This window comes from Deltaproteobacteria bacterium (assembly GCA_016234845.1).
GTDB lineage: Bacteria > Desulfobacterota > Deferrimicrobia > Deferrimicrobiales > Deferrimicrobiaceae > JACRNP01.
In genome coordinates this window covers 1-23,366 of sequence record JACRNP010000111.1, presented here as the reverse complement: position 1 = coordinate 23,366, position 23,366 = coordinate 1, and the positions used below count along the sequence as shown (strand labels likewise).

Annotated in this window: 23 protein-coding genes; 18 read left to right on the top strand and 5 right to left on the bottom strand. The window is 67.2% G+C overall.

Going from position 1 to position 23,366, the window contains the following annotated elements; all coding sequences use genetic code 11:
• The 18 genes from gspK to HZB86_08085 form a co-directional block, all read left to right on the top strand.
• The coding region (gene gspK, locus HZB86_08170; GenBank protein MBI5905513.1) for a type II secretion system minor pseudopilin GspK at nt 1-898 on the top strand (898 nt) is incomplete at its 5' end.
• Between the two features lie 31 nt (nt 899-929).
• On the top strand, nt 930-2,507 hold the full coding sequence (locus HZB86_08165) for a hypothetical protein (protein MBI5905512.1): 1,578 nt from the start codon (nt 930-932) through the stop codon (nt 2,505-2,507).
• Entirely contained in the window at nt 2,497-3,351 is an 855-nt protein-coding gene (gene gspN / locus HZB86_08160; GenBank protein ID MBI5905511.1) for a type II secretion system protein GspN, read from the top strand. The genes HZB86_08165 and gspN overlap by 11 nt, the downstream gene beginning before the upstream one ends.
• Nucleotides 3,352-3,361: 10 nt before the next feature.
• On the top strand, nt 3,362-4,714 hold the full coding sequence (locus tag HZB86_08155; GenBank protein MBI5905510.1) for a hypothetical protein: 1,353 nt from the start codon (nt 3,362-3,364) through the stop codon (nt 4,712-4,714).
• Between the two features lie 12 nt (nt 4,715-4,726).
• Complete coding sequence (locus tag HZB86_08150) at nt 4,727-5,251, top strand: hypothetical protein (GenBank protein ID MBI5905509.1); 525 nt, start codon at nt 4,727-4,729, stop codon at nt 5,249-5,251.
• Nucleotides 5,223-5,885 carry a hypothetical protein gene (locus HZB86_08145; GenBank protein ID MBI5905508.1) on the top strand — a complete coding sequence of 221 codons (663 nt, stop codon included), beginning with the start codon at nt 5,223-5,225 and terminating at the stop codon, nt 5,883-5,885. Before HZB86_08150 ends, HZB86_08145 begins: the two co-directional genes overlap by 29 nt.
• Before the next feature lie 17 nt (nt 5,886-5,902).
• Complete coding sequence (locus HZB86_08140; protein ID MBI5905507.1) at nt 5,903-8,389, top strand: S8 family serine peptidase; 2,487 nt, start codon at nt 5,903-5,905, stop codon at nt 8,387-8,389.
• A 28-nt stretch (nt 8,390-8,417) separates the two neighbouring features.
• Nucleotides 8,418-9,791, top strand: a complete 1,374-nt coding sequence (locus tag HZB86_08135) for a sigma 54-interacting transcriptional regulator (GenBank protein MBI5905506.1) — start codon at nt 8,418-8,420, stop codon at nt 9,789-9,791.
• A gap of 187 nt (nt 9,792-9,978) precedes the next feature.
• Nucleotides 9,979-10,224 (top strand): hypothetical protein, encoded by a 246-nt coding sequence (locus HZB86_08130; protein ID MBI5905505.1) that lies wholly within the window; start codon nt 9,979-9,981, stop codon nt 10,222-10,224.
• 13 nt (nt 10,225-10,237) lie between these two features.
• On the top strand, nt 10,238-10,681 hold the full coding sequence (locus tag HZB86_08125; GenBank protein ID MBI5905504.1) for a pilus assembly protein: 444 nt from the start codon (nt 10,238-10,240) through the stop codon (nt 10,679-10,681).
• The gene (locus tag HZB86_08120; protein ID MBI5905503.1) at nt 10,678-11,613 is read left to right on the top strand and encodes a hypothetical protein; all 936 of its coding nucleotides are present in this window, start codon (nt 10,678-10,680) and stop codon (nt 11,611-11,613) included. Before HZB86_08125 ends, HZB86_08120 begins: the two co-directional genes overlap by 4 nt.
• Nucleotides 11,591-12,067, top strand: coding sequence for a hypothetical protein (locus tag HZB86_08115; GenBank protein ID MBI5905502.1), 477 nt, complete (start codon nt 11,591-11,593; stop codon nt 12,065-12,067). The genes HZB86_08120 and HZB86_08115 overlap by 23 nt, the downstream gene beginning before the upstream one ends.
• Nucleotides 12,064-12,633: a hypothetical protein gene (locus HZB86_08110; GenBank protein MBI5905501.1), complete on the top strand. Its 570-nt coding sequence runs from the start codon at nt 12,064-12,066 to the stop codon at nt 12,631-12,633. The genes HZB86_08115 and HZB86_08110 overlap by 4 nt, the downstream gene beginning before the upstream one ends.
• The gene (cpaB, locus tag HZB86_08105) at nt 12,599-13,393 is read left to right on the top strand and encodes a Flp pilus assembly protein CpaB (protein MBI5905500.1); all 795 of its coding nucleotides are present in this window, start codon (nt 12,599-12,601) and stop codon (nt 13,391-13,393) included. The genes HZB86_08110 and cpaB overlap by 35 nt, the downstream gene beginning before the upstream one ends.
• A 59-nt stretch (nt 13,394-13,452) precedes the next feature.
• Entirely contained in the window at nt 13,453-14,586 is a 1,134-nt protein-coding gene (locus HZB86_08100; protein MBI5905499.1) for a pilus assembly protein N-terminal domain-containing protein, read from the top strand.
• Between the two features lie 14 nt (nt 14,587-14,600).
• Nucleotides 14,601-15,824 (top strand): CpaF family protein, encoded by a 1,224-nt coding sequence (locus HZB86_08095; GenBank protein MBI5905498.1) that lies wholly within the window; start codon nt 14,601-14,603, stop codon nt 15,822-15,824.
• Nucleotides 15,825-16,180: 356 nt separating this feature from the next.
• The gene (locus HZB86_08090; protein MBI5905497.1) at nt 16,181-16,666 is read left to right on the top strand and encodes a type II secretion system F family protein; all 486 of its coding nucleotides are present in this window, start codon (nt 16,181-16,183) and stop codon (nt 16,664-16,666) included.
• Nucleotides 16,663-17,481, top strand: coding sequence for a type II secretion system F family protein (locus HZB86_08085; GenBank protein MBI5905496.1), 819 nt, complete (start codon nt 16,663-16,665; stop codon nt 17,479-17,481). Before HZB86_08090 ends, HZB86_08085 begins: the two co-directional genes overlap by 4 nt.
• Before the next feature lie 294 nt (nt 17,482-17,775).
• Here the strand turns inward: HZB86_08085 and HZB86_08080 are convergent, their stop codons facing one another.
• The 5 genes from HZB86_08080 to ruvB all read right to left on the bottom strand — a co-directional run.
• Nucleotides 17,776-19,473 (bottom strand): protein kinase, encoded by a 1,698-nt coding sequence (locus HZB86_08080; GenBank protein MBI5905495.1) that lies wholly within the window; start codon nt 19,471-19,473, stop codon nt 17,776-17,778.
• Between the two features lie 6 nt (nt 19,474-19,479).
• On the bottom strand, nt 19,480-21,678 hold the full coding sequence (locus tag HZB86_08075; GenBank protein MBI5905494.1) for a PAS domain-containing protein: 2,199 nt from the start codon (nt 21,676-21,678) through the stop codon (nt 19,480-19,482).
• Nucleotides 21,675-22,196 carry a DUF4390 domain-containing protein gene (locus tag HZB86_08070; GenBank protein ID MBI5905493.1) on the bottom strand — a complete coding sequence of 174 codons (522 nt, stop codon included), beginning with the start codon at nt 22,194-22,196 and terminating at the stop codon, nt 21,675-21,677. The genes HZB86_08075 and HZB86_08070 overlap by 4 nt, the downstream gene beginning before the upstream one ends.
• 67 nt (nt 22,197-22,263) lie before the next feature.
• Entirely contained in the window at nt 22,264-22,476 is a 213-nt protein-coding gene (locus HZB86_08065) for a DUF2905 domain-containing protein (protein ID MBI5905492.1), read from the bottom strand.
• 4 nt (nt 22,477-22,480) lie between these two features.
• Nucleotides 22,481-23,366: Holliday junction branch migration DNA helicase RuvB (gene ruvB, locus HZB86_08060; GenBank protein MBI5905491.1), on the bottom strand; the 886-nt coding region annotated here is incomplete at its 5' end.

Below are 23,366 nucleotides of genomic sequence, written 5' to 3'. Positions count from 1 at the left end.
GCTGGTGGTGGCCCTGTCGTACGAGATCTTCCGCCTCGGCGCCCGGTCCGCGCAGACGGGCGCGTACGGGAGGGATTCGATCCGGTGCACCCTGCTCGCGGAGGCAGGGGTCGGCGCGGCGCGGATCGTGCTCCGCCAGGATGCGAGGGAGAACGCGTTCGACACGCTGGACGAGATCTGGTCCAGGGCCGCACCCCCCATCGAGCTCGGCGACGGCGTCATACGGGTCGTAGTGGAGGACGAGGAGCGGAAGGTCAACCTGAACCGCCTGGTCCTGCCGAACGGGAACGCGCCCGACGAGCAGCGGCTCGCGGTGTTCCGGCGACTGCTGGAAACGCTCGGGATCGACGGATCCGTCGCGGACGCGGTGGTCGACTGGCTGGACAACGACGACGCGCCGCGGGTAGGCGGCGCGGAGAGCGCCTACTACCGCGGGCTCCCCTACCCGTACCGCGCGAAGAACGACCTGTTCGACACGATCGAGGAGCTGCGGCTGGTACGCGGGGTCTCCCGCGACGTCTTCGAGAAACTTCGCCCCTTCGTGGCGGTCCACTCGTCCGGGGCGGTGAACATCAACACCGCCCCCCGGGAAATCCTCGTCTCCCTGTCGGCGGGCGGGGACATGGCGGAGGGAGGACCGATCAGCCCGGCGACCGCGGACCAGATCGTCGCGTACCGGACGGATCACCCGTTCACCCGGACCGAGGAGATCGGCAACGTCTCCCCTTCCTTGCGGGAACTGTACCGGCGCACCCGGATCCGGGACCTGATCGACGTGCGTTCCACGGCGTTTCACGTGCGGTCGACCGGCGAGGTCGGGGGGACGGAACGCACGGTCGACGCGGTCGGATTCCGGTCCGGAAATGAGATACAATGGCGCTTCTGGCGCCTGGAGTAGGCCCTTATCCACAAACCCCGGAGGGGAATCGATGAGTTCGTTCCGCCGCAACCGCGCCCTGCTTGCGATCGCCGCAACGCTCCTGTTCGCCGCCGGAGCGTGGGCGGAAGCCATATTTCCGGTGAACGAAAGCGGCACCGGGGCATGGGTGTTCGACCAGCCGTCGGCGGCGCCAAGCGGCACCACCGTGCACGTCGCCTTCATCGGGGACAACACGGCATCCGGCCTGTTCAAGGTCCATTACGCCGCGGTCAGCGGGGCGGCGGACTTCTCCAGTTCGACCCTCACGCGCTCGCAGGCCCTCCTGACCCCGGCCGTCGCCATCGACAACGGCTCCCTGTACTCCACCGCCCGACATCCGCAGATCGCCATGCGATCCGCCACCCAGGCGGTCATCCTGTTCCAGGGGATCCCGTCCGACAACGCCGCGGCGGGGTACAGGCTCTTCCGCGCCCTGGTCACGCTCGACAACAACGTCGTGACGGGGCAGACGGTCCAGGAGGTCGCGCACCCGCTCTCCGGGCGGCTGGCGCAAACCACCGTCGACCCTTCCTTCGCGGTAGTCCCCACGGACAACACCGCGCGCATCGCCTTCACGGACGGCGCGACGGGCGACGTGTACTACGCCCGGGCCGGACTCGACAACGGCTTCCTCGTCGGCGCGTCGCCCATCCTGCTGACGAAGCCGGCGGACCCCCGGGGATTGAACCCGCGTCCGCGGCTTGCGATCGAGGGAACGGCCCGAAGCCACGTCGTGTGGGCGGTCGACAACGTCGCGACGGAACCGTCCTCGATCTACTACGCGATGGTGAAGGAGTCCCTCGCCTCGACGGTGGACAACCTGGCCATCGGCGCCACCCAGGTGCTCTCCGGCCCGTTCCATTGGGGTTTCCCGACGATCCACGCGCCGGCGGCGACCCGGGTCCTCGTCTTCGCCGCCGAGGAGCCGGCGGGCACGACGGGGCTCGCGGGGCCGCTCGGATTCGCGGTGCTCAACCCCGACGCCGTCACGCACGACGGAAATCCCGTGGGGCCCGGCAACCTGCCGGTGAACGCCAACTTCTTCCTGTCTCCTCCCGGCGCTTCCGTCATGCCGACGGTCTTCGACGTGTACCGGCCGGAAACGGTGCTGGACAGCCAGAACTTCGTCCACGTCGCCGGCTACGGGTTCCTCTCGTCGTCCGCCCCTCCGTCGGGAACTCCCGGGCGGCTCTACACCATGTCCATCTCCGGGTTGACGACGGGCACCGGAACCGCCTTCGGATCCGCCGGCATGGCGTCGTCCGCGACACCGGTCGGAACCGGCGGCCTCTCCTTCTCGACCACCCTCCCGGGAGACTACACCCGGCCCGCGTTCGCGCACTTCAGCGGGAAGGCGGTCCTGTTCTGGTCCGGGATGGACAACGTCGTTCCGGGAGCCCGAAACCTGTACGTGACCACCGCGATCGACTCCATCGATCCGCCGATCCCGGAGAAGCAGGCCGGGTGCGCGATGGTCGCCGCCGGAGGTCCCGGGGAAAACGGCAGGATACCGGGCGCCGCCCTGCTCGTCCTCCCGGCGGTTCTGCTGGCGATCCGCAAATACGCAAGGAAGGCCTTTGCCCGGTAACCGTCCCGGTCCGGGGCGCCTGTTCGTCCCGGCGCTCGGGGCGCTCCTGTTCCTCGCGGTGTTCGCGGTCGTCGTGAGCGTCACCCTTCCGGGCGACGTCGTTCTGTCCGCCCTTCGTCCTTCCCTCAAGGCGCATGGCATGGACATCGAGGCGGAAGCGGCGGGGATCCGTTTTCCCCTCGGCGTGCGACTGAGGAATGTGACCGTATCGGCCGCGGGCCGGACGTTGCTCTCCCTGGACCAGGTCGACGCGTCCTGGGAGTGGACCGGGCTTTTCCGGTGGCGACCCTCCCACTTCCGGTTGTCGCGCGGCGAAGCCGTGGCCGACCTCCGCCTCTCACCGGCTTTCTGGAACCCCAGCGGCGGGAACCTCGTGGTGTCCGGCGCATCCTCCTCCGACCTCCCGTTCCCGGTCTTCTCCTCCGGCGGATCCGGATTCTCGATCGACCGGATCGAAGCGGCGTGGTCCGCCTCCGGAGGAAATACGGCCGCGTCGGGTTCCGGGACGCTCCGCTTCCTGCGGATCCCGGTCCCCGCCGCCGATTCGCCGATCCGGGAGGCGCGGATCGACAACGTGAACGTCTCCTTCGTCGTCCGCGGCGGCGTGTTCCAGGTTCCCCGGCTGACCGGAGTGTACGAAGGGTCGAGCGTGGACGGCACGGGGGAGATCGCGCGGATCGCCGACCCGGCCCGGTCGTCGGTGACGTTCCACCTCCGGATCCGGAATCCGTTCGAGGGACGGGTCGCCGACCTGTTCGACATGATGGCGAAAAACGCAAAGAATGCTAATCTGAGGATCACGGGCACGCTGGCGGCGCCTGCGGGCGAATTCCAGTTCTTCTGACGGGGCGTTCATGCTGTCGATCGGGATCTCCATATCGAGGGAACGGTGGTGCGCGGTCGCGCTCTCGGGTACGCCCGGCTCCCCGGCCGTGGCGGCCGCGGTTTCCGCGCCTTGCGGGGAGCCGTTCGGCGGCCCCGACACGGCTTCGACGATCGCATCGGCGCTCCGGGAAGCCCTCCCGGGGAAGCCGATTCCGGGAGTGGTGGTGACCCTGCCGTCGCCGCTGGCCTACCTCCGCACGCTCACGCTGCCGGTGTCCGACCTCCCCAGGGCGCGGGTCATCCACCTCTCCGAGCTCGACGGAAACCTCCCCATCGAGGACGACGAGATCCTGTCCGACCTGTTCCCGGCCTCCCCCCGGACCCCGGACACGTTTCTCGCGGTGGCGACGCGTCGATCGTTCGTCGAAAGCGTCGTCTCGCGCCTGGCCGAAGCCGGATTGCGGGCGGACCGGATCGTCACGGACCACGCGTCCGCCCTGCTGATCGGCGCCGGCCGGGGGACGCCGGACGAGGCCGTGCTGGTCGCCACCCTCCCCGACATCCTGCTGATGCGGCTCTCGGGAGGCGGCGTTCTCTCCGCGAGGCAGTTCCCGGCGGCGATGGCGGATTCCCCCGCGGAGATCGTCTCCGCCCTCGGAGAACTTTCGGACGACGGCGATGACGGCGTAGCGCCTGCCCTCTTCCTCGGCGTCCCCCCGCCCTCGCTCGCCGGTTTCGCCCCCGCGGCCTCCATCTTCCTCGGTCCCGAAGGCCTGCCGCCCTCGCACCTGGCCGCCTACGGGGCCGCGCTGGCCCCGTTCCTGCCGGATGTCGCCGGAGGCTTCTCCTTCCGGACGTCCGCCGAGGCCGCCGCTTCCGCGGAAAAAGAGGTGCGCATCCGGCGATTCGCCGCGATCTCCCTGGCCGCCGCGCTCGTCCTGTCGGTCGGCGCCCTGGAGTTCGCGAAGTGGGTCGAGGCCGAGAAGGCGAACCGCGTCCGGGCTCAGGTCGTGAAGGAGTTCGCGGAGGCGGCCCCGGACGTCCGGTCGGTCGTCCAGGCGACGGCGCAGATCCGGGAGAAGGTCGCGTCCCTCCGCCTCCGGCAGAAGGAGCTCGGGGCCGACGCTCCCTCGCCCGCCGAGCTGCTGATGCAGGCGTCCCTTTCGCTCCCGCAGGGGGAGATCTCCCTGCGGGAGGTGTCGATCGAAGGCGGACGCCTGCGGCTCGCCGGCGAAGCGGGGGAGGCGAAGTTCGTGGAGGCGTACCGATCGGGGCTGGCGGGGACGTTCGGCCCGTCCTGGGCAGTGACCGTGCAGGAGGCGGAGGGCGGAGCGAAAGGCCCATCCGTCCGGTACACCATCCTCGTCGAGAAGAAGGCATGAACCGGGGCGCCGATGCTTCGTGACCGCGAAAAGAGGTTCCTGGCGATCGGGGGCGCCGCCGCGGCGGCGATCCTCCTGCTGACGTTCGTGGTCTTCCCCGGCGTTTCCCGGCTGAAATCGCTCGGTCGCGCCGCGGCGGCGGCGGAGAGCGATCTCGCCGAGGTCCGGAAGGCCCGGCCGGATCTCGAACGGATGCAGCGGGAGATCCGCCTGAGGGCGGGAGCCGTGCAGGCCGGCGCGAACGCCAAGGATTCCCCCCTCACCCGCCTGTCCTCCGCGTTGCAGGAGTCCGGTATCCCCCAGTCCGCGTTCAGCATCAAATCCGGAGGAGCGAGGGACGGGGAATATTTCCGCGAGGAGTCCTTCGACGTGCGGATGGAGAACCTGACGTACCTCGAGGCGGTCAAGGCGCTGCAGCGGCTGTCGTCCGGGGCGCTGCCGGTAGCGGTCCGCTCGTCGCTCCTGAAGAGCCGCTACGACGATCCCCGGTACATCGACGTGACCCTCCGTGTCGGATTCCTCTCGCCGAAGCCGTAGGCGACGGGTTCGCACCCTCGCCCTCCTGCTGGTCGCCGCGGTCCTGCTGCCGTGCGCCGGGTGTCCATCGGCGGCCAGACTCGGGCCGTTCGCGCCCGAGGAGGAGGATCTCCTTCGCGTCAAGGCGGACGAACCGCTCCGGGACCTGGTTCGGCGCGGAGGGGACGAACGGTTTGCGGCGGTCGCCGTCTTTCGCGACGCAGCGTTCCTCCGGCATTCGGATGCCATCGCCCGGGCCTCCATCCTGATCCTCGACGAATTCGGCAACGCCGCGATACTCCTGCTCCAGCCGGGGAAGGTCCTTCCGCTCCTGAAGGACCCCTCCGTGCGGCGGGTCGCCTGGCTCGGTCCCCAGGGCCGCCTGGCCCGGCTGGATCCGGCCCTCGAGTTCGACCTGCTGTCCCGCTTCGCCGCGGGGAACGAGGGGAGGGACATCGACATCGTGCTGCGCTTCAAGGAGCCGCCCGGGGATGTCGACGAGCGGTTCGTCGCGGCGTCGGGTTTCCGCGTCGTAACCCGCGTCGCCCGGAACTGGATCGTTTCCGGCCCCTTGTCGGCCCTTCCGCTTCTGCTCCGGTCCGACCGAATAATCTACCTGGAAGGGGCATCTAAAGTACGGTCGATGCCGCGCTGAAGGGAAATCCGCGTCCCATGCGATCCCGCACCTTCCGCCGGACCGCCGGCGCCCTCCTTTGCCTCTTCGGCGTCTTGTCGCTGTCCGGGACCCCGGTGGAACCCGACGTCCGGAAAGTCGACCCGATGCTGCTCCGTTCGGATTCCGTCGCCGTATCATCGGCCCAGCGGAAGGTCTTCGGCGCGCCGCCTTCCGGGGATCTCGCCGTGCCGGTCTTCATCCACGGAACCGGAGACGATCCCTCGCTGCCGGAGCGGATCGGAAGCCTTTCGGGCTCCGCGAGACGGATCTCATCGAGGGTCCTCACGGCGAGGATCCGGATGGACGCCGTCCGGTACGTTTCCAACTGGCCGTCCGTTTCGTACATCGAGGCGGGAAGGCGCGTGAGGCCGTTGCTGGATCTCAGCCGGCCTGCCGTCAAGGCGGACGTGGTCCAGGCGGGGACGGGGCTGCCCACCGGGTTCACGGGCCGGGGGGCCCTGATCGGAGTCGTGGACACCGGTTTGGACGGATCCCACCCGGACTTCAACACGGGCGCCCCGCCCACATCGAGGGTCGTGCACGCATTCTCCTTTTCCCCCGGGGTGAGCGCCCTCTCCGATACGTTCGGACACGGCACGCACGTCACGGGAATCGCAGCGGGGAACGGTGCCGCATCGGCCGGACAGTTCACCGGCATGGCCCCGGAGGCGGAGCTCCTGGTCGGCCGCGCGGGCGTTTCATCGTTTTTCGACACGGACATCATCAACGCGGTGGCCGACCTGTACGCGTACGCCGAAACGGCGGCAAAACCGGCGGCGATCAACTTGAGCCTGGGAGGCGTGATCGGTCCCCACGACGGATCCAGCGCGTTCGAGTCGTCGCTCAACGACCTCGCCACGGGGTCCGCGGGCAGCCGCCGCCTCATGGCCGTCGCGGCGGGAAACGAGCAGGACCTGAACGAGCATTACCGCGCGGCGATCCCCCCGTTCGGCTCGTCGACCGCCTCCCTGACGGTGGAGCCCGATCCCTCCTCCGGGACCGCTTTCGTCGACCTCTGGGCGGACGGCGAGGACCGTTTCACGGTCACAGTCGCTTATTCGGGGGAGACGTTGTCCGCCGCCAGCGGGACCGTCGGCACCCTCCCGTCCGGCTCGATCGCCATCCACAACCGGACCGACGCGCCGCCGAACGGGGCGACGCACATCTTCGTCCTGATCTCCCGCCCCCCTTCCGGCCCGTCCGTTCCGGCATCCATCCGCCTCGACCGCGTTCGGAACGGCGGCTCCGGGACGGTCGACGGATACATCGACTCCGCCGATGGCACCTTTTCCGGCGGGAGCATTTCGCTTTCGGGGACGATCATCGAGCCGGCCAACGGCGAAAACGTCCTCGCGGTGGGATCCTTCCAGACGAAAACTTCCGGCGGCGGCGCCGGATCGCTGGGAATCTCCTCCTTCAGCAGCCGGGGACCCACGCGGGACGGCCGTCCGAAACCGGACGTCGCCGCTCCCGGCCAGTTCATCTACTCGGCAAGGTCATCCCAGGCGTTATTCTTCCCCTCGGAAATCGTCCCTTCCAACAGCAACTACGCCATCATGCAGGGCACCAGCATGGCCACCCCCCACGTGGCCGGAATCGCCGCGCTGGTGTGGGAGTCCAATTCGGCGCTTAGCGGTGCGCAGATGCGGGAACGGTTGCGGCGGACCGCGGATCCGGTCGGCGCCGCTCCGAACACGACCTGGGGTTTCGGACGGGTCAACGCGCTGCGGGCCGTCCGGGAGTCGGTGGCTGCGATCACGTCGCCTTCCACCGCCGTTCCCGGCGTCCCGGTCCCGCTCACCTCTTCGAATAGTTCGTCTGCCTTCACGGGAAATCCGTTGTCGTACGCCTGGTCCCTGACCGCCAGGCCGGCGGGATCCGGCGCCACGCTGTCGGCCAATACCCCCTCCCCATCGTTCACGCCGGATGTCCCCGGCAACTACACCGTGCGTCTCGAGGTCTCGCAGGGATCTCCGGCCTCGACCCCGCACGGCGTGGCCACGGCCGTCCTCCACGCCAATCATGTTCCTTCCGCCGACTTCACCGTCCCCGCACCGCAGGACGCGGGGCAGGCCGTGACTTTCCGGGGGATCGCGTCCGACGCGGACAACCAGACGATTGCATATCGTTGGCTGCTCGTGTCCCGGCCGTCGGGGAGCGCCGCCGCCATCACCGCATCCGACGTCGACAACGCCGTCTTCCTTCCCGACGTGCAGGGTACGTACGAGATCGGGTTGCGGGCGGACGACGGGCTGGACAACAGCGCGCTCGTCGTCCACGCTTACACAACGGGGACGTCCGTATCCGTCGGAAGCGGAGGAGGAGGAGGGAGTTGCGCGATGGTGACCGGGGGGGAAACGGCTTCCGCCGGGGAGGGCGTCGGCGTACTCCTCCCCTACCTGCTGATCGGAGTCGTTCTCGCGTCGAGGCGTTCCTTGCGGAAATATCTCCGTTCCCGTCATTTCCGGCATCCCGCTTGCTGACAACAGGCGAAACGCGCGGGAGGGTGCGATGATCCAGGCCGATCCGGGGGCGAGGCTGTCCGTTTCGATCACCGACGGGATGTCGGTGGAAGTACGGCTGGGGCTGAAGGAAGTGAAGATCGGACGGGGCCGCGAGGCGGACCTGCAGCTTCCCGACCCGTCGGTGTCGCGGCTTCACGCGCGCGTGTACCGCGTGGGAACCCGGTACTTCCTGGCCGACCTCGGCAGCCGGAACGGGACGCACGCCGACGGCAAGCCGGTTGCGCAGATTCCGCTCGACGACGGACAGACGTTCACGGTCGGCTCGTACCGGATCCATTTCCAGAGGTTCGGCGCGGCTCCATCTTCCGGCGAGGAACCCACGGTAGCCGCGGCCGCCGGCCCCGATCTCCGGGCGGTGCGATCCGCTTCCGGGGCAACCTCCGCCCGGCGTCCGATCTCTCCGGAGAAGCCGGCGGAGGCGCCGTTCGGCCTGGTGGGCGTCAGCGCGCCGATCCGGAAGCTTGCCGACACGATCCGCAGGGTCGGCGCGTCCGACGTCGCCATCCTTATAGAGGGAGAGACCGGGAGCGGGAAGGAGCTGGTGGCCCGGGGGATCCACGACGCGTCGGGCCGCAGGGACCGTCCGTTCATCGTCGTCAACTGCGGGGCGATCTCTCCCGAGCTGATCGAAAGCGAGCTGTTCGGCCACGAAAAAGGCTCGTTCACGGGCGCGACCGCCCAGCGGAGGGGCGCGTTCGAGCTGGCGCATTCCGGAACGATATTCCTGGATGAAATCGGGGAGTTGCCGTTTACTCTTCAACCGAAGCTTCTACGCGCCCTGGAGCAGAAGGAGATCAAGCGAGTCGGCGGGAACGAGACGCTTACGGCCGACGTCCGGATCCTGGCGGCCACGAACCGGAACCTGAAGGAAGAGGTGGCAAGGAAGTCGTTCCGCGAAGACCTCTACTTCCGGGTCGGCGCCATCACCGTAGCGGTTCCTCCCTTGAAGGATCGCCGGGAGGACATCGCGCCGATCGCCCGGCACTTCCTTTCCGGAATGGGCGCGCGGGAGAACCGGAAGCTCCCGTCCCTCTCCCCCGCCGCGCTGGACGCCCTCATCTCCCACGACTGGCCGGGGAACGTGCGGGAGCTTCGAAATGCGATCCAGCGGGCGGTGGTGATGGCCGACGGCGCGGAGCTGTCCGGGGAGGATTTTTCGTTCCTTCGGCAATCCCCGGATGGAGATCCCGCCGCCGCGGCCTCCGGAAACCTTTCCCGCTGGGAGCAGGCGGAGCGGACCAACATCCTTGCGGAACTGGCTCGCCAGAGCGGGAACAAGACGCGGACCGCCCGGGAGCTGGGGATCGCGAAATCCACCCTGTTCGAGAAGCTGAAGAAGTACGGGATCGGGAGCAAGTAGTCCGACCGATAATCCAACCTTAGGTCCGATTTTCGAACCGTTTTCTCCCAATCGGATTTCCCCATCGTCCTGCGCATCTCCAACCCGCCGATTGAACTACGAATTCCATGATGACCGCTGCGCGCTCCATGGAACGCGTATTGCTCCACCAGCCGCCATCCGAATTCGTCCTTAAGGAGGTGGCGTGATGGGAGCAAGAAGAGGCAGGAATCGCGGAGGACAGGGGCTCACGGAGTACATCATCATCGTCGCGCTGGTTGCGATCGCCGGGATCGGCATCGTCAATCTCTTCGGAAATCAACTCCGCAACCAGTTCCACGTGATCGTGAAGGCGATGGCCGGGAGCGAGACCGGGAAGGTCGAGTCGCTGGCCGGGGCGGCCGGAGTCGAAGCCAACCGAAAGAACCTCTCTACGTATGCCGGCTCGAAGTGACCGGGGAAGCGCGATGATCGAATTCCTCGTGGCGGGGGTTCCTTTCCTGTTCCTTTTGCTCGCGATGATCCAGCTGTCCCTCCTCTGGGCCGGAAAGGGCGCCGTCGACACTGCGGCGCACCTGGCGGCCAGGAAATTCGCCCGGATCGCCCGGGAGGATTTCCGGAAAGCGCGGGAGGCGGCGTATCTCGAGGCGTTCCGAACATGCCGGAACCGCCCCGGGGGCTCCCTCGGGACGGCGGCGTTGACCGCTCTCGATGTCACGCGGGACGGAGAACGCGGAGCGAACCGTGCGGCGGCGGGCGACGCGATGTGCGTCCGGCTGACCCACGGGATCGAACTGGTGGTCCCGTGGATCGACCGGATCCTGTACCACCTCTCGCCGGGGAAGAAGGTCCGGCTGGGCGGCCGGTACTACCTGATGTTTCAATCGAGCCGTTGGGTCACGGTGGAATGACCGTGATCGGGTACTTCTCCCGGCAGGCCGTCGACGCCCGGGCGGGAAACCGCGGCCAGGCGACCGCGCTGTTTCTCGTCGTCGCAGGAACCGTGGTCGCCCTGATCTTCGCGTCGATTCAATTTCACCAGGTCGCGGTCGGCAGGGTGGCGTCCGCGAACGCCGTGGACGCGGTCGCCCTTTCCGCCGCCACCTGGGAGGCAAGGGGTTTGAACCTGATCGCCGCGCTCAACGACGGCGTCATCCAGTGCCTTCGAGCGATCCGGTGGATCTGCCTCGTCTGGGCCGCCATGGCTCTTGCCGCGGCATTCGGTGCCGGCATCCCGCCTTTTCTGGAGTACACCAAACAAGCGAAAAGGCTGGTCTCCGGTTACTGGAAGACCGCGCACACCCTCGTCGCCTGGAGCGAAAAGATCCGGAAGGCCACGCCGTATCTCGTCCTTGCGGAGACGGCGGAGCTTTCACGGAAGAAGAACGTGACCGGTATCCTGTTCCCCTGCAATCCCGGAGGTCCGCACGACGGGAGGAACACGCTCGAACTTCACCTCGAACCCGGACCGCCGGTCCGGTTGATCGATGCGATCGCACCCATTTCACAAATCCCGATTCGCCTGCGGAGGATCCGCTTCCTGAAGAAAGCCGCCAAAGCAGTACTGTCCGCGCTGGACGCCGCGCTCTGCACCATCGCCGGTTCGGACCCGGGCCCGATCCGGATGTTGACTCCCGAGAAGGATTTGCCGGAACGACAGCGCGTTCGATTCACCGGTTTCCAGGTCGTTCGCCCATTGCCGATCCCTTTTCCCGGAGAGTCGGGAAAACGGAAGGTTTTCGCGGAATCGGAAGCGGAGCCGTTCGGCGGGGGATCGGCCGAAATGACCTGGAGGTCGCGATTACTGGAAGGAGGCGCTCGTGAATCCGGAACGTCAAGATGAGTGCGGCCAGTCGATCGTCGAATCCATCCTCCTGATCCCGGCGATCCTCGCGCTCCTCGCGGGCGCCTACTGGTCGTACCGGCAACTTTCGTACTCCGGATCGGCGGACTCCGCCGCCATGGCCCACATGATCCGGTCGGGGAGAAATCTGCCCGGCATGGACGATCGACTTGCCCGAACCATCCTGCCCATGGACAACGGGATCTCCTTTCGAGCCGTCGACGGGCCGCTCATCGGGCAACTCCCCTTGTTCCGCGGCATGACGGGAAGAACGAAGGCGTCGGTTGGGGTCCGTGCACCGGCGGAACCGGTCGGCGGATTCCTGGATCTCCCGCCGCACGAAGTACGCCGGGAATCCGAGGCGTCCGTGGATTGCTGGGACAGCGAATCCTCTTCCGGAAACACCGCCCGGAGGACGATCCGGGGAATCCTGATATCGGGTGCATTCCGATGAGCCGCGGGATCCGCCGCCCCTTGACGATTTGCGCCGTTGTCCTGCTGATACTGACGATCGCCGCGTACGTCGACGCCCGGAAGAGGGACATCTCCTCGACACTCCGCACGACCATCGACGGCGATACGTTCATCACGGATGACTCGCCCGCAGGTGATTCCACCACCCTGGCGAGGGAACTCGGGCGACGGGGAGTCGCGTTGCCGGATCATCCGGAGATCCAGGAGGAGTCTCTCTCCCCTCCTCATCCGGCATTCTCCGGCAGACTCTGCGGGACCCCCCGGGCGATCCCTCCGAGGCGACCGGAAGTTCCCGGCGGACTCCGTGCGGACCATGCGCTCTCGATGGAAAGAGAAGGGAATCCGGTGGAACTGGTGTTCGGCAAAATCGCATCGCGGAGCGTCGTCCGTTCCGCCCTTGAAGCCGGCGGATGGGAACGTTTCAGCCCTGTAGACGGAGCCGGCGCTCCGACCGTGCTGAAGAGATCCAGGGGAAAGGAGGTATCCGTTGTCTGGCTGGATGAAGCGAAGGATGAATTCCTTCTGGTCCGCCAAATGGACAGATAAGGTCAAACCGCTTCTCCCTCTGGCCGCAGGCGTCCTGTTGACCGGGCTGGCGCTTGCCGCGGCGGGCCGAAGGATATCCGCGGTCGAAAACGACATCCGCCGCCAGGCGAATCCCGTGGAGGTGGTCGTCGCATCCGTCGCGATACCCGCCGGAGAGGAGTTCAGCGAACGGAATCTCGCGAAGAAACCGGTTCCCTCTTCCGGGACCGGGCAGAGAAACGTACCCGCGGCCGAATTCGAATTACTGCTCGGGGGCCGGGCGAAGATAACCATCGAGGAGGGGGAGCCGATCCTGTGGAGCGACGTCGAGGAGCCGTACGAGACGGAGTCGTTCTCCCGGAGGGTCCTCTCCGGAAAACGGGCGTTGACGGTTGGAGTCGACCCCACTTCGTCCTTCGCCGGCCTGCTGCACCCCGGTGACCGGGTCGACCTGCTGGCCGAACCGTCGGGATCGGGAGCCGCCGAATGGGTCCGCGACATTTCCGTCATCGCCGTGGATCGCCATCATGACCGGCTGGCCCGTCCGAACGAAAATCCGGACGCCGGCACGGTGACCCTGATGGTCACCCCCCGGGAAGGCGCAAGGATCGCGAGAGCGGCGGGAATCGGCAAATTGCACTGGTTCCTGAGAAATCCCGACGACAACGCTTCCGTTTCCACCGGCGCATCGAAGAAATTCAATACGACTCCCCAAGTCGAGATATGGAAGGGCGGTTTGAGGATCCCCGAACCCCTTCCGGGAAAAGAGGCACGCGGGTGAACGATCACCGTCTTCGGGCCGTCGGTGCCTTCGTCCTTTTCTGGCTGTTTGGAGTCCCGATGGCATTCGCCGTGGAAACGATCCGGGTCCACCCCGGATTCCAGCGCATCCTGGACCGGCAAGGGGTGTACCGCCTTTCCGTCGGAAATCCGGATATCGTCGAAGCGCAGCCGCTCCCGAAAGGAGAGGGGATCCTGGTGGTCGGCAAGAAGGAAGGCGATACCGACCTGGTCCTCTGGGAGCCGGGGGGACGGACGGAGATGCGCATCGAGGTCCGTTCCAGAAGAGGATCAAACGTTGACGACGCCCGGATGTTCGCCCGGTTATTTCCCGGACTCACCGTATCCGAGACGGGAGATTCGGTGGTCGTCGCGGGATCGGTGGACACGGCCCAGGATCGATCGACGCTCGAAGAGTATGCGCGGGCCCATCCCGGCGTCCACCTTCGTCTTTCGCTTCCCCAGGAGAGGAAGACCTTGCTGCGATACGACCTGAAGATCATCGAAATCGGCCGGGGGGAGTCCCGTCAACTGGGTGTCCGGTGGCCGGACGGGCTCACGTTCCAGGGGGGACTCTCCGCGGGGACGGGGAACGGCGGGACGGCGTCCGTCGGTACCGAATTCGAGGCCCGCCTGAACTTCCTCCTGGCCGACGGGAGGGCGAGGATCCTGTCGAACCCGAAACTTGCCTGCGAAAGCGGGGAGGAAGCCGAGTTCCTTGCCGGGGGGGAAATTCCCATCGTAATCGCAACCCCCGAAACCCGCACCGTGGAATGGAAGACGTACGGGATCATCCTCAAGATTCGTCCGACGATGGCGCCGGGAGGAAAGATCCGGACACAGGTCACCGCGGAAGTCAGCGCGGTCGACCACGGAAGCGGGAGCTCGAACGTCCCCGGTTTCATCACCCGGCGCGTATCCACCCACTTTTCCACGCCCCCGGGAGAGACCGTCATGCTTTCCGGACTCGTGAAGAGCGACATGGCGAAAGACGTCGCGAAAGTCCCGTTGCTCGGACAGATCCCGGTCCTTGGGGAGCTGTTCAAATCGCGAAGCTTCCGGGAGAACCAGACCGAGCTGGCGATTTTCATCACGCCGACGGAAATGATCGGAAGCGCCGGGCCCGAAGCGTCCGGGTGGGAGCGAAGGGCCGCCGGGGAACGGGACGCTTTTCGATTCCGCCTGATGGATTGAGGAGGTCCCTGCGAATGAACAAGGAGGTGCGGCTCGCACTTCACCGTTCCGTGCTCCAGCGCCTGGATGCCAGGAAAACCGGACCGTCGGTCACGGATGACATCGGACGCTTACGAGGCCTCGCGGAGGATCACCTCCACGGGGAACTATCCGGTGTGCACATCCCCGACGGCGAGAAAACCGCCCTGCGCCGGGATATCCTCGACGAGATCTTCGCGTACGGCCCGATTACGCCGCTCCTCTCCGACCCATCGGTATCCGAAATCATGGTGAACGGAGGCGAGTCGATCTACGTGGAGCGGGACGGCAAGGTGTCCCTCCACGAGGGCGGATTCCTCTCGGACGATTCCCTTCGGGCAGCCATCGATCGGATGGTTTCCAGGGTCAACCGCCGACTCGACGAATCGTCACCGTACGTCGATGCCAGGCTCCCGGACGGCTCCCGCATCAACGCCGTCATCCCTCCGGTGAGCCTTACCGGTCCTTGTCTCACCATACGGAAGTTCCGGCGCGAGCCGTATTCTCTCGAGGAAATGGTCCGCATCGGTTCCGTTACGCCGGAGGCTTCGGAATACTTCCGAAAGGCCGTCCGTGAGCGAAGGAACATCGTCGTATCGGGAGGCACCGGCTCCGGCAAGACAACCCTGCTGAGCGCCCTCTCCCGGTTCATCCCCGAAGAGGAGCGAATCATCACCATCGAGGACGCGGCGGAAATCCGCCTCCAGAAGCCCCACGTCGTCCGGCTCGAGGCGCGCCCATCGAACATAGAGGGGCACGGTGCGGTCACGATCCGGGACCTCGTCAGGAACTCCCTCAGGATGAGGCCGGACCGGATCATCGTCGGCGAGTGCCGCGGCGGCGAGGCGCTCGACATGCTTCAGGCGATGAACACCGGCCACGACGGATCGATCACCACCGGTCATGCGAATGCGCCGCGGGACATGTTGCGCCGCCTGGAGACGATGGTCCTCCTTTCCGGGGTGGAGATTCCCATCCGGGCGATCCGGGAACAGATCGCTTCCGCGATCGACCTGATCATCCACACGGGACGGATCGGCGACGGGAGGCGTGCCGTCACTTCGGTCGCAGAATTGGCGGGGATGAACGAATCCCAGATCCTTCTCCAGGAGATCTTCCGGTGGGATCGGACCGGGTGCGGCGATACCTCCGGGGGACGTCTCGTACACACCGGGGTCCCTTCCCGCTTCGGGGCGGAGGGCGAACCGTCGTGGGCCTGACCCTTCCGGAAACCGCCTTCTTCCTTATCGGGGCCGGATTGGCCGTGTATTATCTGCTGCACACCGCCCTCCCTTGGGCGCGTGGCCGCTTCTTCTCCGCGGCAAACCGCCATTCGGACGAACTTCGGGACGAATTCCTGCATTTGCCGCCATCCCGGGTCGCGATCGCACTGCTGGCATCGGGGACCGTTTGCGGAATCGTCGTTCTATTCGCCACGGGATCGTTCACGGCGGCGGCCGCCTTCGGAGGGGCGCCGGTACTTCTATGCGGATCGGCTGTTCGGCGGTATCGGGTCCGCCGAAGGAAGCGAATCGTTTCCCAGCTTCCCGTCCTCCTAGACCTTCTTGCCGGCCACGTGAAGGCCGGGCACAGCCTTCCAGCGGCCTTGCCGGAGATCGTTCCACTCCTTCCATCCGGCGTTCGCGAGGAAATGGCCTGGGTCCTGCGTCAGTTGCGACTCGGAGTCGGCCCCGTTGAAGCGTTCACCCTTTGGGAAGAACGAATCGACGAGGAGGGGGTGGCGCTTTTCGTCAAACCGATGCGCGCCGCACTGCCGGGGGGAGGAAACATCGTCGACCTGCTGGAGCGGACGCGGGACATACTCCGTCTCCGCCATCGCGCGGACGAGAAGCTCCGAAGCATGACCGCCCAGGCCCGCCTCCAGGCGGTCGTCCTTACGATGCTCGGTCCCGCGTTCGCCCTGGCCCTTTCCCGGGTCGATCCGGGATTCTTCCCGAAACTCGTCGGCACCCCTCCCGGAAAAGCGCTCCTCATCCTGTCGGCCGCGCTTCAGTTGCTGGGATGGTTCGTCATCCGCAAGATCCTGGCGGTTCGGCCGTGACGGCACAAGACCTTTTCCGGATCTGGCTTCCGGCGCTGCTTGGAATGTCGCTCCTCGCCCGCTCGGCATTCCGTGCCCATGCGGACGGATATTTCAAAAGAGTCCCCGACCGGTACCGGACGATCCACGAACGGCTGACCGGGCGGCTGATCCGCCGGGGACTGTTCCGCATTCCCGGAATCCGCCTCGTCGACCCGGTCCGGCCCTGGGCGGTTTCCGAACTCCTCTTCCTGCTCGTCGTGCCCGTCGGGATAGCCGCTTCCCCGACATTCGCAGGCGCCGTGGAATCGGCATGCATCGCCACCCTTCTCTGCGTGGGGGTGCTTTGGATCCGCTTCCGCGGAGCCGCGCGGGACGCGATCCGCTCCGTCCGAAGGGATCTGCCGGTCGCCTGTTTCCTCCTTTCCCTTCTTCTCGAATCGGGGATGGGAGCTTCTTCCGCGTTGCAGGAGACCGCCGGGTCGATCCCGAGGGGAACCCTGGCGCGGGAACTGGGGGAACTGGTCCGCTCGCGCTCCATGGGTGTCCCCCGCGGGGAAGCGATCTCGCGTTCCCGCGAGAAATTGCCGCTGGAAGAGTATCGCCTCTTCCTGAATTACGTGTCGCAGGGGGAGCGGCTCGGAATCGGCCTCTCCCGAAGCTTGAGGGAGCTGTCTTCGAAGATGCTGGAAAGCATGGGGCACAGGGCCGAGACGGTGGCACAGGAGGCCGCGGTAAAGATGCTCTTCCCTCTTGTGTTTCTCATGTTTCCCGCCGTGTTCCTGTTGATCCTGTCTCCGGTCCTGTTGGGATTGCGTGAGTTGCTTTGGGGGTGAACATGACGAAATTCCGCTTGCGGCACGTGGCGACCGTCTTGGTGGCTGCGTCACTGGTTGTACTTTTACCGGAACGAGAATGCCCGGCGGCGGTCCCCCATTCGTACGGGCCGGGTGAAACCGTTCGAATGGATCCGGTCGATCGATCGTTACGGTTGTCGGTCCGGATACACGCCGCAAAAAAGAACGGGAGTCGTGCCTCCTACCTGAAGAGCGTCGCGAGACAACGGATGGCACGGAAATATCACGCCAAAGGAAGTGGAACGGTCAGAGGGAAAGGTCCAAGCTCTCGTCCTACCGACGCCCCGCCCCCGTCAACGGGACGATTACCTTCGGGTTGGCCCCGGGGCGGACGACGACCGTCTCCGTCCGGTCCAGCCCGAGCGGTTCGTTCACGAAGCGGAGGCGGTGCTCCCCCACCGGGAGCCGGACCGACGTGAGCGGAGTCTCGCCCAGGAACTTCGTCCCGAGGAAAACCTTCGCCCACGGGATCGCCTGGATCGCCTCCACCGTGCCGATCACCGGATCGAGCTCTATCCGGAACGTCACGCCCGGCGTCAACGCCCCGGCGGGGACGGCCTTCCGTTCGTACCCCGCACGGGAAAGGACGATTCCCTTCGGGCCGACGGAGGCGAGGTCGATCTGCGCGGGGGTCGTTGCGACCGTTTCGCCGCTCCCCGCGACGATGTTCGCCCCTTCCGGCTCCGTCTCGATCCGCACGTACCGGGGCGCCGGCGGATCCGGGGTGGGCGGGACGAAGGATTTCGGCTCCGCGCGAACCTCGGCGACCTTCCCGGTATCCCGCATCCCCGGAATCGAGGCCGATGCCACGTCCTTCACAGGGGGTGATGCGACGGCCGCGACTTCCGGGGTTGATGAGGGGGCCGTAGGGCCTGGAGCAACCGCGGCGGCCGGTGACGAAGGATCACGGTCGCCTTCCCTCGTCTCCTTCCAGAGGAGCGCTCCCCCGACCGACAGCGCCACGAAGGCTGCCGCCGCGCCGGCCTGGAGCCTCCTTCCCCGCATCCCGTACCGCTCCGGGGACTCCTTCACCATCGCGGGCGGCATCCCGTCGCCCGGTGGAAGGGAGGGGACCGTTTCCTCTTCCTCGGAACGAGGGAACAGGGCGTCCCAGAAATCCGCGAGTTCCGGCCCTGTCGCCCTGGCGGGCGCGACGCGCGGGAGGATCTCCAGGAATTCGGTCGCGGACCGGTACCGATTCCCGGGGTCGGACGCAAGCCCGATCCGGAGCGCGTCCGCGAGCGTGGGATCTTCGCCGGGAAACTCGAGGCGGCTCCCGTCGAACTCCCGGACCCGGTCGAGCGGATTTTCTTCCCGGCCCCCCTCGAACATGCGCCGGCCCAGGAGGAGCTCCGCGGAAATCACGGCCGCGGCGAACAGGTCGGACGAGGCGGTCGCCTCCTCGCCCCTGGCCCGCTCGGGGGACAGGTACCCGGCTTTCCCCGCAAGGCCGTCATCCCCCCCGTCGCGGCCCGCGGATACGGCCCGCGACACGCCGAAATCCGAAAGCTTCACGACGCCGGTGCGCCCGAGAAGCACATTTCCGGGGGAGACGTCGCGATGGACGATCCCTTTCTCGTGCAGGTACGAAAGCCCCGACCAGATCCCCTCCACCCAGAGGCGCCACACGCCTCCCGGGATCCGGACCCCGAGCTGCCGCGCGTGCGCGGCCGCCTGCGCCATGTCGAAACCCTCGACGTACTCCATGGCGAGGAAGAAGGCGCTCCCCTCCCTGCCGAAATCGAACACCTCGACGAGGTTCGGGTGGGAGAGGGATGCGGCCAGGCGCGCCTCCCGGACGAAGAGGTCGCGGAACCGGGGATCGTCCCCGTGGCGCGGGTGGACGACCTTCAGAGCGACCCGCTTCCGGAACCCTTCCTCCCCGGTGAGGCGGCACAGGTACACCTGCGCCATTCCGCCGGAGGCGATCCTCCGCAGGACGCGGTATTTTCCGAAGCGGACCGGATCCACCCCGGCCTACTCCTTCCCCTGCGGGCGGACGGGGAATTCCAGCTCGAACACAGCGCCGCGGGGGCGGTTGTCCCGCATCCGGACGACCCCGCCGTGGTCGCTCGCTATCGCGCTTACGATCGCGAGCCCCAGCCCGGTCCCGCCTTCCCGCCGGGAGAAGTACGGCTCGAAGATCCGGTCGCGGTCCTCCGCGGAGATCCCCGGGCCGTCGTCGGAGACGGTGACCCGCGCCAGCCCGCTATCGCGTTCGAACGAACAGGCGACCTCCACGCGGCCGCCGGCGGAAAGGGCGGCGGTCGCGTTTTCGAGCAGGTTGGTGATCGCCCGGCGGATCTGGTGGGGGTCGAACCACACCGGCGGCATCTCCCCCGCAACGAACTCCCAACGGATCCCCGGGTGGGCGTCCCGGTACGTCTCGACGAGCTGGCGCGCCTCCCCGGCCAGGTCCCCCTCGGAGAAGACCGGCGCGGGCATCCGGGCGAACCGGGTGAACTCGTCCACCAGCAGCTTGAGCGTGGTCACCTCCGAGAGGATCGCCTGCGTGCACTCCTCGAAGACCGGGTCGCCTTCGTGGGCGGCGGCGTACTTCCGCCGCATCCGTTCCGCCGAGAGCTGGATGGGGGTCAGCGGGTTGCGGATGTCGTGGGCGATCCTTCGGGCCACCTCGCGCCACGCCAGAACCCTCTGCAGCCGCATCGCCTGGGAGAGGTCGTCGAATGCGGCCACCAGCCCCAGGTACTCCCCCGCGTCGTCCCGGAGCGCCGTGAGGCTCACGCGCAGGGCGACCTTCTTCCCTCCGAGGACCAGCTCCACCTGCCGCTCGACCTGTCCGCCGCCGGTCTCCCCCGCCTCCCGGTAGAGACCGCGGATCGCCTCGTAATGCTCCTCCCGGACGACGTCCCGGTACAGCTCTCCGAGGGCGCGGTCGGTCGGTATCCCGAGCAGCCGCCCCGCCACCTTGTTGATCATCGACACGCGCCCGTGGCGGTCGATGACGACGACGCCGGTCGAGATGTTGTCGAGGATCGTCTCGATGAACTGGGTGCGGCGGCGAAGCTCCTCGTACGTCCCGGACAGGGAGACGTTCGCCTCCTCGAGGTTCCGCTTCATCGCCTTCAGGTCCGCGGTCATCCGGTTGAAGGAGGCGACCAGGGTCCCGAACTCGTCGTCGGAGGTGTAGTCCAGGGAGACGTCCAGGTTCCCTCCCGCCACCTTTTCGGTTCCCTCGGCGAGCATCTGCACCGGGACCGTGATCTGCCGCGCGAGGTAGATTCCCATCCAGCTCGCGGCGAAGACGATCAGCAGGGTGATCAGGATGAGGATCCCCACGTAGCTCGCCCGGATCGGGTCGTCCAGGAGCCGGACCTGGTGGTACTCGTCGTACGCCCTGGCGATGTCGCGGATGCGGGCGGACTCCGCCGGCGGGATCGGCTTCACCGCCACCACGCGGTCGCCCTCGCCGGCAGGCCGCCAGGACGCGGCGTACTCCTCCCCGATCAGCGTGGAGTGCCCTTTCCCGGCGCCATCGCCGGCGATCCCCTTCAGCCGGAAGAGGATCTCGTTCTCCACGGCGGGCGGGATCGTTCCATCCCGGGCCGCGATCGCGCCGCGGCGGACCAGCAGGAGGACGGCGTCCTCCCGGGTTGGGGACCGGTCGAAGCGGAGCGCGTCGGCGGGATCCTTTGCTGCGGGCGCGGACGCGAGGCGATCGGCGGCCTCCTCCGCGAGAGGGGACATCGCGGCGGCTTCCGTTTCGAGCTGCTTCCTGGCGATTTCCAGCGCGCCCGAGAGCGCCTGCCCGACCCGCCCGCCGATCCACGACTTGATGCTCGTGGTCGTGATGTTCGTGGCCGCGATGAAGAGCAGGATGGTCGGGATGAGGGAGAAGCAGATGAAGATCAGGACGAGGCGGGACCGGATCTTCGCGCCGAGGATCTTCCGGCGCCGGTCCAGGAGGATCTTGAAGACGTTCCGGGTCACCAGGAAGATCAGCAGGACCACGAGGATGACGTTCAGGTTGATCAGGGCGAAGATGACGATGTTGGAGGAGAAGGCGACCGACCCGCCGACGGCGGCCAGGTACGCTTCGAGGAGCGTCAGTCCCGCGACGAGGAAGGCGACCGCGCCGATCGCCCACCGCTCCCGTCGCCGTTTCGCGGACTCCGCTTCGTGCCGCGGGGAGCCGGCGCCGCGTTCCCCGGTCACGGCGAGTGCAGGAACCCGCGGGCCCAGTCGGTCTCGACGTCCCACAGGGAGGAGAAGAAGATGATCGACCGGAGCGTCTCGGAAAGGCCCGCCTTGTCCAACCGCGCGCGGACGCGGGCGTGATACGGCTTGCCCCGGTCCACCGCGCCGTTCACCGGGACCGCGATCTCGAACCGGGTCATCCGGTCGAGCGCGGCGTGGATGTCGGGGAGCAGTTCGTTCCCGTCGCTTCGGTGGAGTCGGTAGACCTTGGAGAGGACATCGTACCGGACGGAACTCGTGTGCCGCACGGAGCCCACCGTCTGGTCGAACCAGGCCCGATAGACCCTATCCACCTCCACCGTGATCCGGAAGGAGATCTCGATGCCGCTCTTCAGCGCCTCGACCATCTCCGGGGTGAAGGCGTTCTGCAGGGTGAACCGGACCCTGGCCTCGCTCCCCTGGATCGTCCCGGAGACCTCCACGATCTTCGGTCGGGGCGCGGCGACCGCCGAGCCGGATGCGACGACAAGGAGCATCAGCGTGCAAAATGCCTTCCGTACGCCCACTTCCACCCCCCGGGGCATTATACCCGGACCCCGCGGGCTATTTTCGGAAAAGGTAGAGGACGAGGGAGACGATGACGCTGATCAGGATGCACGTCGCCAGCGGGAAGTGGAAGGTGAAGTTCTCCCGCCGGATGGTGATGTCGCCGGGCAGTCGGCCGATCCAGCCGACCTTGTCCGACAGGAGGAAGAGCGCGCCGACGGCGGCGATGGCGAGCCCGATGAACACGAGCGACTTCCCGAAGGACGCCATGTCGTCATTTCTCCCCGAACAGCTCGTCCTGGACGGCGGACTTCGGGACCGCGAGGCCCAGGTGCTTCCAGGCGGCCGGGGTGGCGATCCGCCCCCGCGGCGTGCGCTTCAGGAACCCCTGCTGGATCAGGAACGGCTCGTAGACATCCTCGATCGTGTCGCGCTCCTCGCTGACCGAGGCCGAAATCGTCTCGACCCCCACCGGCCCCCCCTGGAACTTCTCCAGGATCACCCTCAAAATCTTCCGGTCCATCACGTCCAGCCCTTCGCGGTCGACTTCCATCCGCAGGAGCGCCTGGTCGGCGATCTCCCGGGTGATCCGCCCGTCGCCGCCCACCTGCGCGAAGTCGCGGACCCTTCGCAGGAGGCGGTTGGCGATCCGCGGTGTCCCGCGGGAGCGCCGCGCGATCTCGCGCGCGCCGCCGGCGTCGATGTGGATCGAAAGCGTGGACGAGGTGCGCCGCACGACCTCCTCCAGCTCCTCCTGCCCGTAATACTCGAGGCGGAACGGTACGCCGAACCGGTCCCGCAGCGGCGAGGTGAGAAGGCCCGTGCGCGTGGTCGCGCCCACCAGCGTGAACCGGGGAAGGGAAAGCCGGATCGACTTGGCCGACGGCCCCTGCCCCAGGATGATGTCGAGGGCGAAATCCTCCATCGCGGAGTAGAGCAGCTCCTCGACGACGCGGCTCAGGCGGTGGATCTCGTCGATGAAGAGGACGTCCCCCGCCTCGAGGGCGGTGAGGATCGCGGCGATGTCCCCCTTCCGCTCGATCGCGGGGCCGGACGTCGTGCGGATCCCGACCCCCATCTCGTTGGCGATGATGTGCGCCAGGGTGGTCTTGCCGAGCCCGGGAGGACCCGACAGGAGGACGTGGTCCAGCGGTTCCCCG